Here is a 14,163-nt window from a genome sequence, read left to right as displayed (position 1 = left end):
CGCAACTACAAGGTAAGCGATATGACCATGAAATCTGCACATAACAGCCCCATCCTCGTGACCGGAGCAGCAGGCGATATCGGGGGTATCGGCCGCAACCTCACCGCAATGTTGCTCGCCAAGGGGCATAAGGTGCGCGCCTTGGTCCGGCGGAAGGATGAACGCGCTGAAGCTCTGCGGCGCCTTGGAGCCGAGGTCGTGCAGGGCGACCTGACCGATCTCACCTCAATGCACCGCGCGATTGAAGGGGTTGCACGCATCTATTTCGGCATGTCGGTCTCAGCGGCCTATCTCGAAGCCACGGTCAACACCGCTGCGGTGGCGAAGCACCACGGTATTGAGGCTTTCGTGAACATGTCGCAGATGACGGTGACGCAGATGAGCATCACCGAAACCACCCCGAGCCCACAGCATAAGCTGCACTGGTTGGCGGAACAGGCATTGGCATGGTCGGGGCTGCCGGTCGTCACAGTGCGGCCAACGGTCTTCTTAGAGAGCTTCTTCCTGCGTCTCGCCGCTGCTGGCATCCGGGACAACGACGAACTGGCACTGCCACTAGGTAACAGCAAGACCTCGCCGATCTCGGCGGTTGATGTGGCGCGTGCCGTTGCCGTGATCCTCGACGACCCTGCTTCGCACATTGGTCAGGTTTACAATCTGACCGGATTTGAGTCGGCGGGTCTGGACCACTACGCGCGCGTCTTTTCCGAGGCCCTCGGCCGAACGATCCGCTACCGTGATGTGCCGCTCTCCAGGTGGACTGACGCGCTTCGTGAGTTTGGCGTGCCAACGCACCTGGTCAACCACCTCGCGACGATGGCCGAACTTCACGCGCAGGGGCGCTATGACCGCATGACCGACGACCTATTCAAGCTCACTGGCAAGACACCGACGAGCATGTATGACTTCGTGAAATTGCACGCTGCTGAATTTACGCGGAGTCGAGTCGCGGCTTGAGGAACCTTGTCTAGGAGGGGCTAGCCAGATATCCTCTGCCAGTCGTCGACTCGGAGCTGGCAGCGTCAAACACTTGCTTTTCCTGTCACGCGATCGCCAAAGCTCCCGACTCTGTCTTCAACCGTTACGCCCCTTAATACCGAGAACTACAGCAGGAAGGAGTGAGACGATGACCAAGCACAAATCAACTGCAGCTTCCGTCCTGTCACGCCGGACCCTGCTCCTTAAGGGCGTAGCAATCGCAGCTCTTGCGGCGTTGTCGCCAGTGACAGTTGCCGCCATTGGCAAAGAAACTACCCAGAAGAATACGGCGCAGCGCTCCACCACAAATGCCATCCGCCCCTTCCGCGTCCAGGTCCCGCAAGCGGCGCTCGTCGATCTCCGCAGGCGCATTGCAACGACGCGCTGGCCGGACAAGGAAACTGTCACTGACCAGTCGCAGGGTGTGCAACTGGCGACGATGAAAGAACTCGTCCGTTACTGGGGAACAGACTACGACTGGCGAAAAGCTGAGGCGAAGCTGAATGCCTTACCGCAGTTCGTAACCAATATCGACGGACTGGACATTCACTTCATCCACGTCCGCTCCAAACATCCGAACGCTTTGCCGTTGCTTGTCACGCACGGATGGCCCGGATCGGTCATTGAACAACTAAAGATCATCGGCCCGCTGACCGACCCGACGGCCTACGGGGGTCGTCCGGAGGACGCCTTCGATTTGGTCATCCCGTCGATTCCTGGCTACGGCTTCTCCGGTAAGCCGACGGGCACTGGTTGGGACCCCGACCACATTGCGCGAGCCTGGGCGGAGCTGATGCAGCGCCTCGGGTACAGCCGCTACGTCGCCCAGGGCGGTGACTGGGGCTCTCCCATTACCAGCGCAATGGCACGTCAGGCACCAGCAGGATTACTCGGTATCCACATCAACTTACCGGCGACGATACCGCCCGACGTGGCCACGGTGCTCGCCAGCGGCGGACCCGCGCCAGCGGGACTGTCCAAGAAGGAACGTGCGGCCTTCGACTCACTCGACACGTTTAATAAAAGGGAACGGGCCTACGCCGTGATGATGGGCACACGGCCACAGACGGTCGGGTACGGTCTGACGGACTCGCCAACCGGACTGGCGGCGTGGCTGCTTGGGCATCCAGGTTTCGCTCAGTGGACGTCCAGAGGCAGCGATTCCGAAAAGTCCCCAACGAAAGACGAGGTGCTAGACGACATCACGCTGTACTGGCTGACAAACAGCGCAGTTTCGTCAGCTCGGCTGTACTGGGAGAACAAGGCCAGCCTCTTGAATGCGGCCGCGCAGAAAACCGCCGAGATCTCGCTCCCGGTGGCGATCACAGTATTTCCAGGGGAGATATATCAAGCTCCAGACACGTGGGCTCGGCGCGCCTATCGCAACTTGATCTACTTCCATGAGGCCAACAAGGGAGGCCACTTCGCAGCGTGGGAACAGCCACAGCTCTTCTCTGAGGAGATCCGTGCGGCGTTCAAGTCACTGCGTTAGTTCAAGACCAACCGATTCACACAATAAACATCAGACAAGGAAGGTCGGCTGGCTGCGCAGTTGCCAACCGCCTCACAAAAGACAGTGAAACAACTGTGTTATACCAACTGACTTTAATCGCTACAGATTGACCTCTCCCAACCTCCCCTTGGCAAGGGGAGGTACCGTAGGCGGTGGCTTTTTGATGGATAGATCTCATTGAGAGAATTGGTATAACTCACGCATTTATCCGCTAGAGGCAGTCAACTCAACTTGCGAGAATAGGCTTGGGCTCTCGGCATTGCTCCAAGTAGTCAGCTAAGTGCGCCCACGGTCTGTGAAGCCTCTACGTTGCAGTGCAATCTGCTAATGACCAGCGTTCTTTTAATTCGCCATCCCACATCAAGCGATTCGGCACATTGATGACATCACTGGCTAGCATCGCTACATGACCTGCAAAGTAAAACCGCTCCCCCTTAAAAGATGAAGTAAAATCCTCAATAATGATGAGTATCCAGTTCTGACACTTTCAAATCAAGAGTTACTTGGGTCGGTTGTTGATCCTCTTACACTACCCCCCTTGAGGTATCGGATATCTAAATTGTAGGAAGGCGAATACTTACGCAGGAACTTGTGAATATGCCATACTCAATCTCCTCAGCATCTAATAGCGCTGAATCAATTCAAAATACTTCACTAGTGCTCCCCCGTGAACCCACTATCTCTAGTGCCAAAGCCAATTGGAATAACATTCTACTTGTACACCATCTGCAACCAGCCACCAGTGTAGCTGAGCATTGTTTACCTTATCACCAGGTCTGTATCAAATTAGGTAAACCCTATCGCTTAGAACAAGTCATAGATGGTTACGCTGAAACAGTAGAGGCTATTCCTGGGGGGATCGGGCTATATTTGGCCAATCTTAGCCAATCTTTTTCTTGGGATGGAGAAGCAGAATTTCTGCAACTTTACATAGCACCAGAACTTTTGAGGCAAACTAGCGAAGAAATCTGGGATGCTTCTGTTGATCTCATTCCTCAACCAGCATTGTTTATAGATCCCTTGATTTTACAAATTGGTTTAGCACTTAAGACAATCCTTGAAACTGAAGATCCAGCGAGTCATCTTTATGCAGACTCTATGATTCATACCTTGGTCACACACCTCTTATTCCGATACTCGGCACAGAAATCCGCTGCTTCGACTTATTTAGGGAGTTTGTCACAACAGCAGCTCAATCATGTCATTGATTACATTCATGGCAACCTAGAGCGGAAAATAAGCTTAGTTGAACTGGCTGGGATTGTTAAACTCAGTCCCTATCACTTCGCTCGTTTGTTCAAGCAATCTACAGGCTTACCCCCTCATCAATATCAAATTAAATGTCGAATTGACCGTGCCAAAGACTTACTTAAAACAAATTTAGCGCTCGCAGATATTGCGCAAATCGTTGGATTTTCCAGTCAGGGACACTTGAATTATCACTTCAAGCGTCTTGTTGGAATCACTCCCAAAGCCTTTTTGCGACGATAGCAAGATCTTGTAAAAACGCCGCAAGCTCTTAGAATACGCTCTGTCTGTTCGTCTGACATAGTGTATTTAACTCAGATAAGTTGTTAAGTTCACATCTACCAAGTCAAAGGACAAAGAATATGCCAGCACGCAAACCAGAAGAATGCGACATCCTACTGATGGAGGCGCTGCAGCGAAAGGATTTAGAAACTGTCGTTGCCCTCTACGAGCCAAACGCCACGTTTATACTCGACTCTGGGGAAGCTGTCACGGGTCAAGCGGCTATTCGTGAGGCTCTCAAAGCATGGATTGCGTTTGACGAGGTCAGTTTCACAACAGAGATCGAGGCATTCCAAAGCTCAGACGGAAATCTTGCCATAACGCGTGGAACATGGAGTGGTATCACCAAAAGAACCGATGGCAATCCAGTCACCTTAACGGGAAAAAATGCCGAGGTAGTCCGTCGCCAGCCAGATGGAACGTGGTTATTCGTAATCGATAACCCACGTGGAGCGGATTGAGGTGCAGAGTTATGCCTCAAAACCTCAAGGAACATCACGGACAACTCTACTCAGAATTTCAACTGCTTACCAACGAAGATGAGAATATTAAGTCATGCAGCCTCAATGGATCAAAACCGATCATCACAAAGCCGTCTACGAAGCCTATGATTACGTTCCCGGTGTGACAGCATCTGGCAAATTTGCCTTTATCTCCGGACAGCTTGGAGTGAAAGAGGACGGCAGCGTGATTGATGATCCGCAAGTGCAGATCGCGCTCGCCTTTGCTAATTTGGGAGAGATAATTAAAGCAATCCCCGCCAGCCCACGAGATGTTGTTGATATCACAACCTTTCATGTCGGCTTGCGAGAACATTTTTCGCTAGTGAACATAGAGAAAAAGAAGTTTTTTGGCGATTGGAATCCAGCTTGGACAGCCATCGGCATCACCGAGCTGGGTATTGAAGGGCTGATCCTAGAGATTCGCGCGGTTGTACTTTTGCCGTCTGTTGATTAAGGCTGTTTGGAAGTTAAGTGGCGTGAGTCGTTAATCGTTGCAAAGAACTTGATCAATCGGTTGGGCTTGAGATCGCAATCCCACACTACTCACCGGAACATAAGAGCAAGCCACCTAGGCATAAGGATCAGTCTACCGATCCTAAACGCTGATCCATAAACATGGAATCGCGTAATCGACCGCCAAGTTAAACCTGAGGCGCAGCAGAGCTGCGCCTCAGTACCTTGCACCAAGATTTCATGAAAGGCTAGAAAGCCTTAATACCTCATGCTGGGTGCAACAAACAGGTCGATAGCTTCACCTAGACCTAAACTAAATCCAGTTATTATTACTGACCATATCAATATGTCAGATTGTTGGAACCCAGCCAGCCGCATCTCTAGCAGCGCGTAGAGCAGCGTTATCAGCGGCAATGGGATGAGGCTTAATAATACCGGTTGAACAGGAATCAATGCCACAAACAGGCTAAAGAGAAAGCTAACACCGATGACGACAAATACTCGTTGCCTGACTAACCAAGCTAAGAACTCTAACATCGGATTGCTCTTCCAGGCAATAGCAAGGGTTGCTATCCCGACCAAGGTACCGACTAGCCAAAAAACGTGGTGAGCAGCCAAATACCATCCCAGCAGTGCATAGCCCACTCCAAGCAAGCTGAATGCAAGCCAGGGCTTTCCAGCAAGAAGTTCGGCATTCATATTGCTAATCCCTTTTGATACACGCTGCACCAAAACGCGAGATACTTTATATTACTCTAATAATTATCAGTCCGAAGGAGGTTGGCGCTCAGGTTGCCCCACTGCACCCTCCCGTGTCACCTCTTCCACCTGGCTGACGGTAAAAATGAGGGTAAAGGGTCGTCCCATCTCTCGCTCTACGAATGTTTCTAGGAGTTGCACCTGCTTTGGCGTAATAGGTGCTAACGATCTCACACCCAATCGCACTTGCGGAGGGGTTGTCAACCAGTTGGTATTGATGCTCAACAGCTCAATACGCTGAAACGTGATGGTGCGATTGATCAGCGCAGATTGAAGGCTATTTTCCAGTCGAGCCTGACGCACCAATTCTGCAAAGCCAATGGTAAGAGGAATGAGAAGGGCGGAGGTGAGAGCAATAGCCCAACCTAACGCTTTTCGTGCTCGTTGCAGCGGCGTATAGCCTGCCAGTAGGAACGTCAGCATACAAGCCAGCGTGATACCCAGCAGATTGGTCAGGTAGAGTAGCGTCGCTCCCAGGCTAAGTGACCAATCTGCCTGGGCTAGACCTAAACCAATGACACAGACTGGAGGCATCAGGGCAACCGCGATTGCCGTTCCTGCTAAACTGCCCGAAATCTTGGGCTGAACCTTGGCATAGCCACTAATTCCCCCTGCGGCAACCGCAATTCCCAAGTCTAGCAATGTCGGTTTAGAGCGAGCCAACACTTCACTGCCGAAGCTAGGAAGTCCGACTAGCAAGCCTAAACTCCATGCCAGTGCAGTCGCTAGCAAAGTTCCCACAACGACCGAAAATAATCCTTTGCGAAATAAAAGGACATTGCCTTCTAGTGCCCCAAACGCCAATCCCCGAATCGGCAGCATGAGGGGCGCAATAATCATCGCACCAATGATGACAGCTGCACTGTTGGCAATCAGGCCAAAGGTGGCGATTGCACAAGAGCCGACAATCAAAATCACGTAACTCGCATTCAAAATCGATTCATCCAGCAGTTCTGTCTGTAGCTGCTGGACGTGGTTTGTCTCAACCCGCTTGCTTCTCAAGCGATGAAACCGATCGCGAATGCCTCTCAACCCAAACACAACCTTAATCTCATCAAAATATCTTCCAATTGAAGTCTTCTCCTTTGATAGGTGTCATCTGGAGAGAGGCTGACTATGATATCCAAGACATTTACTCGAATTTTGACATGGCAATTGAGTCCGCAGTGGGAGAAGCCGCAATTGAGACTAATCTAAAGCAATTTCTTTTGGTGCTTTCAGTTTCCCTTAGCGTAGCAACACTGCCCCAAATCGTTAGCTGGTTTCGCAAAATTCCCTACACTCTACTGCTGGTAATTGTGGGTTTGGGATTAGCCTTTCTCAACGTGCGGCTCGTTAATCTTTCACCAGAGTTGATCCTTTCTATCTTCCTACCACCGCTGGTATTTGAAGCTGCCTGGAATCTGCAATGGGCACGTCTGAAGCAGGATCTTATACCAATTTGCCTCTTTGCAATCGTTGGGGTGCTCGTTTCCATTGTAGGTATTGCTTTGGGGCTCAATCAGATTGCTGGTCTCTCTTTGCCTACGGCTCTATTAATTGGAGCCAGTGTGTCTGCAACTGACCCTGTATCAGTTGTTGCGCTATTTCGAGAATTGGGAGTGGACAAGCGACTGACAACTCTGATGGAGGGAGAGAGCTTATTCAATGATGGGATGGCGATTGTTGCTTTCGGCTTTCTCTTGTCTTTTGCATTAGGAACGGCTCAATTTCAAGCACAGTCTATTCTAGTTGAATTCTTTGTAGTAGTTGGAATTGGGATTGGAGCCGGTAGCCTGATCGGGTTTGGCATTTCTTATCTAACTCAACGATTTGACCTGCCACTGGTGGAACAGTCGCTTACTTTGGTTGCTGCTTACGGAACCTACTTGATCACTGAAGACTTAGGTGGCTCAGGCGTAATTGGCGTTGTCAGCACTGGCTTGATTTTAGGCAACTTTGGTTCTCGCATTGGCATGAATCCCCGGACTCGCATCATTGTGACCGAGTTCTGGGACTTTTTAGCGTTCTTTGTCAATTCGATTGTCTTCTTATTAATTGGAGACCAGATCCATTTTGTTGTCTTGGGCAATAACTTAAGCATTATTGCTGTGACGTTAGGAGCAATGCTGTGACACGGGCGATTGCTGTTTACGGTCTGAGCTTTTTGAGTAATCGTTTTACTCATTCTGATATCTCACTGGCTGAACAAACTATTCTTGGTTGGGGTGGATTGCGGGGCTCAGTTTCGATTGCCCTTGCACTCAGCATTCCTGCTACACTCCCTGATCGAGAAGGGATTATTGCAACGGTATTTGGTGCAGTCCTGTTTACGCTGCTAGTGCAAGGTTTAACAATTCAACCTCTGCTGAAACAGCTTCATCTCTTAGGAGATCAACCTGTGCGCCAGCAATACATGGAGCTGATCGCTCACCAGGTTGCGTTGAATCGAGTATTGCAACATTTGGGCCAGATTGAGCAACGTCCAGGCATTGAATCAGAGTTTTACCGCTACCAGGAAACTCTGGTCAAAGGAGAGCTTTCTCGTTTACAGAGCGACATTAACCAACTTCAAGATGAATATCCAAATCTAAGTGGCTTTATGATGCAACAACTGCGAGAGGAACTGCTGTCAATCGAAGCTGATACCTATGCCGAATTTGTTCGAGCGGGTCGATTGAATCAAGAGCTTGCTCCTTTACTTGAAACTGTTTTAGAAGATGGAGGAACGTTATAAGCGCCAGGAAGGAACTCGATGAGTCAAGACCGCCATTGATTGGCTTCAAACAAGGGCGCGAATCGAGCAGTCCACCGTAGATTAACGTTCAAACGTGAGTTTACCCTAGTCATTGCACCCAAGGCAGTTTCAATCCCTCATAGGAATTTAGGTTCTTCGCGACTGCCCTTGTTGAGCACCTGCCCGCCAACGCTCATCTTGGTTCAGTCCCTTATAGGGATTCAGCTTCTTCACGATGGTGGGCGGCTGGAAGGCTTGGTGTATTTGGTTTTCAAGGTCCAGTTGCCGGCCTGTTGGCTCACAGTGCTACTTCCGTAAGAGCCTGTTCCTGCTTTGCCACACGTTGATCAGAAGCAGCTACTCTATCCCAACCCGATACCTGAGTTAACCTATCGGCACCTCTAGGATCATGCCAGTCTGACGTAACCGTTCTGCCAGAATGTCACCCAACCCGGTTGCTGGCGTTAGAATGCCTCCCCGCGCCTGACCACCTGGTAGCTCATCGGATTGGAGCGCTAGGCTCAAGGCAGATTCACAAACAAATTTGACCGTCGCTCGATTGCCAGGATCGCCTTGATCTCGAATCAATCCCCGTACTTTTCGTCCATCAACACTAGTACCCACCAGTTCACAGGAAAACCAGCCCTGATTCATCGTTTGCTCAGAAGGTCCATTACCAGGTTGGGGCAGGATGGGTTGCAGCAGCGATCGCAGTTGCGGTTGTTGCAGAACACCTGTAAACAGAGCCATGCCTGCGGTGATGCCGGTTGCTTTCAGTGATGCTAGGGGTTCATCAACCTTGAGGTACTCCTGATAAGTGAAGTCAGCTCCGTAAGGTTCCTGCCACTCTTCATACAGGGCAGAACTGCGACGCACGATGCGGGTATTTACAGGTCCCATAAAGAAGGGAGCAACCCAAGTGTTGAGGTCGGCATTAAAAGATGGTGTTTGCGGGTCACGGTTGCGTTCGGCTTCAGCTTCATGAGGTGTGGATGGATTCAGCAGAAAGGGTTCACTCATCTGTACTGGCCCCTGTGAGTCATAGAGATTGAAAGCAGAGGCCAGTGTGCCTCCGTTAAGACCACCAACAACCTGAAAACAGCCATTCACGCTCTTGCAAGGTACGCCCAGTTGTTGTTGCATGTGACGAACCACCAGATAAGTGCCTAGATCGGATGGCACCGAATCAAAGCCACAACAGGGAATGATGCGGGTACCATCGGCGGCTGCCCGAGTATGGTAGCGATCAATCAGTGTTTTAACCCAGGGTGTTTCGCCAGTAATGTCCACGTAATGAGTTGCGAAACGAACACAGGCATCGACAAGGGCATTGCCATAAACAGCAAAGGGTCCGGCTGTGGTGAGCAGCACCCGCGTTTGAGAGACGATTTGATCAATCGCCTGTTGATCTTGGCTGTCAGCCACCAGCACATCAACTGCTGCACCGACTTCATCCCGAACGGCTTCTAACTTTTGACGGTTTCGTCCAGCGATTGCCCAACGGACTTCTTTAGAGGAGGTATGGTGCGCAAAGTACTGTACGGTTTGTTTGCCCACGAACCCGCTAGCTCCGTAAAGGACAACATCATAGGGACGCTCAGACATGGTAGAAGCACTCCTGTCAAGGGATTACACTGGCAACTTTAACTGAACTTCCGCTTCTGTCTATGGCAAAAATTCGGATTTAGTGCTCGTGGTTTTGGTGCCAATGAATCGTAGTAGAAGAAGTTGGTAGCCTGATAGCAGATGACACTTTCAGCTTGCCTGTAGGTGTTTTCTGGAGGTACCGCTCGAATCAAGCGATTGGAATTCACATGGCAACTTATCTGATTACGGGTGCGAATCGGGGAATTGGCTACGAGTACTGCCGTCAACTGCAAGCACGGGGAGAGACTGTCATTGCAGTTTGTCGCACTGCCTCTGAAGAATTGCGGCAGCTTGGGATACAGCTTGAGGAGGGAATTGACATTACCTCCGATGCCTCAGTAGCAGATTTACGTACTCGTTTGGCTGATAGAGCAATCGATGTTCTGATTAACAATGCGGGCATCATCAAGCGTGTGACGCTGGAAGACCTGAACTTCGACAGCATTCGAGAACAGTTTGAGGTAAATGCTCTGGGTAGTTTACGAGTAACCCATGCGTTCCTACCCAATCTTAAAGCAGGTTCCAGAATTGTCTTGATGACGAGCCGCATGGGTTCGATCGCTGACAATACCTCTGGCAGTTCCTATGGCTACCGCATGTCAAAGGTGGCGTTGTCGATGGCAGGTAAGTCGCTGGCTCACGACCTTAAACCCCGTGGGATTGCGGTGGCAATTCTGCATCCTGGCTTAGTTCAAACTCGCATGACGAACTTTACGACAGGTGGTATTACACCGGAAGAGTCCGTGAAGGGATTGCTGACTCGGCTTAATGAGTTAACGCTGGAGAACACAGGCACTTTCTGGCACGCCAATGGAGAAGTGTTGCCCTGGTAGGTTTAAAGTCCCAAAGAGAGCGAAGACTCAATCGGTTACTCAAATAGAGCAGCTGCCGACACAGGTTGGCATCCAACTTCACCAGCAAATCGCCAATGCTATCGAACTGCTACTGCCAAATTTGATTCACCCGGTCGAGAATCAGCTTGTTGAGCGTTCGATCACACAAATATTCGGTAATCTCGATGAACGTATAGTACGCCCCAAATGCCTTCTGGTTAATGTATTCTCAAAGATCTAGCCCGACACATCCGGGTTAATTTCATTGACCTTCCCGCTTAGTGTGTCGTCTAAATGCCATGAGGCATACCAGCGGTGATCGGACTCTTTCTCAATGCCCTCGATCTGCTGCAAAAAGCTCTGGTGTTGTGCTTGAAATTCCTGATGAAATTTTTTGTTACTAAAACCATAACTTTTCTGTCACTCTCAATTAGGAGCATCGCAATTCTGTTGTCTATTTTTCTAACTAGAGTCCAGATTTCGTTCTGCGATTGATAAAAATGTTTGGGACTGTTTAACGAGCTTTTCAGCATCTATCTTTGACAAACCAGGATCTAGATCGTAATCTGCGCGCGTTCGTTGGGCTTGGGCATCAATCAATTGACGATGAAATTCAGTGGGAACTTTACCAGGGCGGACTAGATATTACCCAAAGGCGCTGATAACGGCAGCATGACTTGAGAAAGAGAGCCCTTCTAGATCAAGAAGGGCTTCTGCAATATAAAACATTGCATAGTAGGCACGGGAGACAGCAAAGTCATAAAACCCTCGCTCAATTAGGCTCTGGGCTGCTACCAAGCTGCGGTGTGCTTTATCGAGCAAGGCTTGTTGTTCTGGAGTCATAGGACAATTCCATCAGAGCGAATATTTCGCAGCAGCGGTGAGTTCTCAGCCTCGAAGCGTGAGCGCGGCATGAAGAGTCGGGAAATCAGGAGATTATGTTGCAGACACAACCCTGCAACATAATGACTGGTACGCTCAAGTTCTTCACTGGCATCCACTGGGTCTTGCAATACAATCAGTATGTCTATATCCGAGGCTGCGGTTGCTTCACCTCTTGCCTGTGAACCAAATAGAATAGCGCGATAAAAGCGTTCCTGATATTCCTGCTGAAGGTATTCTCGTAGAGGCATCAGGATCTCTAGTATTTCAGGGTTAGAAATTACAGGCATTCACACCTCTCAAGTTCGTTGGGATTCTAATCGATCTGAATTGAGCCCCCCTAAACAAGCCCATTAAATAAATTATTTACCTCTTGATTCGATCGCATTTCCTAAGCTCTTTAAGACTTGCAAAAGCTGATTGAGTTCTTTTAATCCCCAAAAGGAATTTAGGTTTGTCGCGACCTCTGTGAGCTGAACAGAAGCTTGTGGGCCAGCACGTTTCAATCCCTCATAGGGATTCAGTTTCTTCGTGATAAATATTAAAAGTATGCCTGAATTTATGCTTGGGTTCAATCCCTCATAGGGATTCAGCTTCTTCGCGACCTGCTCGCGCCAGCTCCCAGGGATTCTGGCTTCTCTGCCTGCGTTATCCCGTTTCAATCCCTCAAAGGGATTTAGGTTCTTCGCGACGTTCGGGCGTAGCAAAGCCCAGGTAATAGTGCAGCACCGTTTCAATCCCTCAAAGGGATTTAGGCTCTTCGCGACGCCAACTTATCGGTGTAGTTGGCCTGGAGGGACCCGTTTCAATCCCTCAAAGGGATTTAGGTTCTTTGCGACAAGGACAGTTAACACTTTTATTGGAGGCTTAAATGTTTCAATCCCTCAAAGGGATTTAGGTTCTTTGCGACGCCCTACGCCAGCTAGCCAACAAAGACCAGGTGCAGTTTCAATCCCTCAAAGGGATTTAGGTTCTTCGCGATGTCCAACAGCAATCTAGGTCACAATTGGACAATCAAGTTTCAATCCCTCAAAGGGATTTAGGGTCTTCGCGATTTTCCTTCGCTAGTTGATCCAACTTAAGCTAGTTATGTTTCAATCCCTTTGAGGGATTTAGGTTCTTCGCGATGCTCGGGTGCGTTTGCAATTAGGTGTATCAGCGCGGTTTCAATCCCTCAAAGGGATTTAGGTTCTTCGCGATAGCAGTAGGGGTACAGCCTGCTTCACATATGAGGAGTTTCAATCCCTCATAGGGATTTAGGTTCTTCGCGATGTCCAACAGCAATCTAGGTCATAATTGAACAATCAAGTTTCAATCCCTCAAAGGGATTTAGGTTCTTCGCCATTGCTCGTCGATGTACCTCGGACTCTAGGTAGAGCTTGACGTTTCAATCCCTCAAAGGGATTTAGGTTCTTTGCGACGCCGGTGCTGATGGCCAGTGGATCGTGAGAGAGCTGTTTCAATCCCTCAAAGGGATTTAGGTTCTTCGCGACTTAAAGTCACTCTGGCGGTTTCCCGCCACATTCAGGTTTCAATCCCTCAAAGGGATTTAGGTTTGTCGCGATAGCTTCCCAGTGCGCCCTAGAACCCATCGGCTAGCGTTTCAATCCCTCATAGGGATTCAGCTTCTTCGCGACGTACATACCAGACGCCCCCTGAAGTCTTAGAGAGTTTGAATCCCTCATAGGGATTTAGGCTCTTCGCGACGATTTTCTCCGGTTCCGGTCGGTTCGGGTTTGGAGTTTCAATCTCTCAGGGGGATTTAGGTTCTTTGCAACAAGGGAGTGTACCCCTCTCACGGGTGGGCAGGTATTGTTTCAATCCCTCAAAGGGATTTAGGTTCTTCGCGATACTTCTGAGTTAGTCGTCAATTCTAGCGGCTGTAGTTTCAATCCCCCAAAGGGATTTAGGTTCTTCGCGACTCGCTGGAGCCTGAGGCGGATAGTTTCCCGCAGTAAAGTTTCAATCCCTCAAAGGGATTTAGGTTCTTCGCGACAGAACAGGCCCGAGATTATCGATCGCCTCAATACCGTTTCAATCCCCCAAAGGGATTTAGGTTCTTCGCGACCTAGGGGTCCTTGAGGGGTGCGGAGGCGATTATCAGTTTCAATCCCTCAAAGGGATTTAGGTTCTTTGCGACGGCTGAGAAACTCCGGTTTGACCTCGATGTAAATACGCGTTTCAATCCCTCAAAGGGATTTAGGTTCTTTGCGACTCCACGCAATGTAACTGCTAGGCGTGCAGTTTACGAAGTTTCAATCCCTCAAAGGGATTTAGGTTCTTTGCGACACTACAAAGGCAAGTGGGAGAATTGTTCTTTAGATGTTTCAATCCCTCAAAGGGATTTAG

The 14,163-nt window shown here is 49.7% G+C and carries 13 protein-coding genes and 1 CRISPR repeat array (1 of these 14 running past the window's edge); of the genes, 8 read left to right on the top strand and 5 right to left on the bottom strand.

Features of this window, described 5'->3' with window-relative positions; genetic code table 11:
• The first annotated feature begins 21 nt into the window (after positions 1 to 21).
• The 5 genes from H6F94_RS16300 to H6F94_RS16280 all read left to right on the top strand — a co-directional run bounded on the left by H6F94_RS16300 (position 22) and on the right by H6F94_RS16280 (position 4,978).
• Positions 22 to 957, top strand: coding sequence for an SDR family NAD(P)-dependent oxidoreductase (locus H6F94_RS16300; protein WP_199320473.1), 936 nt, complete (start codon positions 22 to 24; stop codon positions 955 to 957).
• A gap of 169 nt (positions 958 to 1,126) precedes the next feature.
• Positions 1,127 to 2,470, top strand: a complete 1,344-nt coding sequence (locus tag H6F94_RS16295) for an epoxide hydrolase family protein (protein WP_190803306.1) — start codon at positions 1,127 to 1,129, stop codon at positions 2,468 to 2,470.
• A 618-nt stretch (positions 2,471 to 3,088) separates the two neighbouring features.
• On the top strand, positions 3,089 to 3,982 hold the full coding sequence (locus H6F94_RS16290) for a helix-turn-helix domain-containing protein (RefSeq protein ID WP_190803305.1): 894 nt from the start codon (positions 3,089 to 3,091) through the stop codon (positions 3,980 to 3,982).
• A 119-nt stretch (positions 3,983 to 4,101) separates the two neighbouring features.
• Positions 4,102 to 4,482, top strand: coding sequence for a YybH family protein (locus H6F94_RS16285; protein WP_190803304.1), 381 nt, complete (start codon positions 4,102 to 4,104; stop codon positions 4,480 to 4,482).
• Positions 4,483 to 4,576: 94 nt separating this feature from the next.
• On the top strand, positions 4,577 to 4,978 hold the full coding sequence (locus H6F94_RS16280; protein ID WP_190803303.1) for a Rid family hydrolase: 402 nt from the start codon (positions 4,577 to 4,579) through the stop codon (positions 4,976 to 4,978).
• A 257-nt stretch (positions 4,979 to 5,235) separates the two neighbouring features.
• Here H6F94_RS16280 and H6F94_RS16275 read toward each other — a convergent pair whose 3' ends face one another.
• Positions 5,236 to 5,676, bottom strand: coding sequence for a hypothetical protein (locus H6F94_RS16275; RefSeq protein WP_190803302.1), 441 nt, complete (start codon positions 5,674 to 5,676; stop codon positions 5,236 to 5,238).
• Positions 5,677 to 5,742: 66 nt separating this feature from the next.
• The gene (locus tag H6F94_RS16270) at positions 5,743 to 6,777 is read right to left on the bottom strand and encodes a DUF389 domain-containing protein (RefSeq protein WP_313949313.1); all 1,035 of its coding nucleotides are present in this window, start codon (positions 6,775 to 6,777) and stop codon (positions 5,743 to 5,745) included.
• 107 nt (positions 6,778 to 6,884) lie between these two features.
• On the opposite strand from H6F94_RS16270, the gene H6F94_RS33280 reads away from it, so the two are divergent.
• Positions 6,885 to 7,850, top strand: coding sequence for a cation:proton antiporter (locus H6F94_RS33280; RefSeq protein WP_313949312.1), 966 nt, complete (start codon positions 6,885 to 6,887; stop codon positions 7,848 to 7,850).
• Positions 7,847 to 8,452: a cation:proton antiporter domain-containing protein gene (locus H6F94_RS33275; RefSeq protein WP_313949311.1), complete on the top strand. Its 606-nt coding sequence runs from the start codon at positions 7,847 to 7,849 to the stop codon at positions 8,450 to 8,452. The genes H6F94_RS33280 and H6F94_RS33275 overlap by 4 nt, the downstream gene beginning before the upstream one ends.
• A 384-nt stretch (positions 8,453 to 8,836) precedes the next feature.
• Here the strand turns inward: H6F94_RS33275 and H6F94_RS16260 are convergent, their stop codons facing one another.
• Positions 8,837 to 10,057 carry a saccharopine dehydrogenase family protein gene (locus tag H6F94_RS16260; protein WP_190803301.1) on the bottom strand — a complete coding sequence of 407 codons (1,221 nt, stop codon included), beginning with the start codon at positions 10,055 to 10,057 and terminating at the stop codon, positions 8,837 to 8,839.
• A 209-nt stretch (positions 10,058 to 10,266) separates the two neighbouring features.
• On the opposite strand from H6F94_RS16260, the gene H6F94_RS16255 reads away from it, so the two are divergent.
• Entirely contained in the window at positions 10,267 to 10,932 is a 666-nt protein-coding gene (locus H6F94_RS16255) for an SDR family oxidoreductase (RefSeq protein ID WP_190803300.1), read from the top strand.
• A 645-nt stretch (positions 10,933 to 11,577) separates the two neighbouring features.
• On the opposite strand, the gene H6F94_RS32400 is transcribed toward H6F94_RS16255, so the two are convergent.
• Positions 11,578 to 11,775 carry a HEPN domain-containing protein gene (locus tag H6F94_RS32400; protein ID WP_242041241.1) on the bottom strand — a complete coding sequence of 66 codons (198 nt, stop codon included), beginning with the start codon at positions 11,773 to 11,775 and terminating at the stop codon, positions 11,578 to 11,580.
• Positions 11,772 to 12,104 (bottom strand): nucleotidyltransferase domain-containing protein, encoded by a 333-nt coding sequence (locus tag H6F94_RS16245; RefSeq protein WP_190803299.1) that lies wholly within the window; start codon positions 12,102 to 12,104, stop codon positions 11,772 to 11,774. The genes H6F94_RS32400 and H6F94_RS16245 overlap by 4 nt, the downstream gene beginning before the upstream one ends.
• Positions 12,105 to 12,313: 209 nt before the next feature.
• Positions 12,314 to 14,163: a CRISPR direct-repeat array (repeat unit 37 nt; unit sequence GTTTCAATCCCTCAAAGGGATTTAGGTTCTTTGCGAC) (it continues 2,111 nt past the right edge of the window).

The sequence above is a fragment of the Leptolyngbya sp. FACHB-261 genome (genome assembly GCF_014696065.1).
In the GTDB taxonomy this organism is placed as follows: domain Bacteria; phylum Cyanobacteriota; class Cyanobacteriia; order FACHB-261; family FACHB-261; genus FACHB-261.
Note: the sequence above shows the minus strand (reverse complement) of the source record. Positions and strands in the feature narration are given on the sequence as shown.

Bases quoted from the DNA above. Each gene is read 5' to 3' on its own strand.
- H6F94_RS16300 (WP_199320473.1), top strand. From the start codon at position 22: ATGACCATGAAATCTGCACATAACAGCCCCATCCTCGTGACCGGAGCA.
- H6F94_RS16295 (WP_190803306.1), top strand. From the start codon at position 1,127: ATGACCAAGCACAAATCAACTGCAGCTTCCGTCCTGTCACGCCGGACC.
- H6F94_RS16290 (WP_190803305.1), top strand. From the start codon at position 3,089: ATGCCATACTCAATCTCCTCAGCATCTAATAGCGCTGAATCAATTCAA.
- H6F94_RS16285 (WP_190803304.1), top strand. From the start codon at position 4,102: ATGCCAGCACGCAAACCAGAAGAATGCGACATCCTACTGATGGAGGCG.
- H6F94_RS16280 (WP_190803303.1), top strand. From the start codon at position 4,577: ATGCAGCCTCAATGGATCAAAACCGATCATCACAAAGCCGTCTACGAA.
- H6F94_RS16275 (WP_190803302.1), bottom strand. From the start codon at position 5,676: ATGAATGCCGAACTTCTTGCTGGAAAGCCCTGGCTTGCATTCAGCTTG.
- H6F94_RS33280 (WP_313949312.1), top strand. From the start codon at position 6,885: ATGGCAATTGAGTCCGCAGTGGGAGAAGCCGCAATTGAGACTAATCTA.
- H6F94_RS16260 (WP_190803301.1), bottom strand. From the start codon at position 10,057: ATGTCTGAGCGTCCCTATGATGTTGTCCTTTACGGAGCTAGCGGGTTC.
- H6F94_RS16255 (WP_190803300.1), top strand. From the start codon at position 10,267: ATGGCAACTTATCTGATTACGGGTGCGAATCGGGGAATTGGCTACGAG.
- H6F94_RS32400 (WP_242041241.1), bottom strand. From the start codon at position 11,775: ATGACTCCAGAACAACAAGCCTTGCTCGATAAAGCACACCGCAGCTTG.
- H6F94_RS16245 (WP_190803299.1), bottom strand. From the start codon at position 12,104: ATGCCTGTAATTTCTAACCCTGAAATACTAGAGATCCTGATGCCTCTA.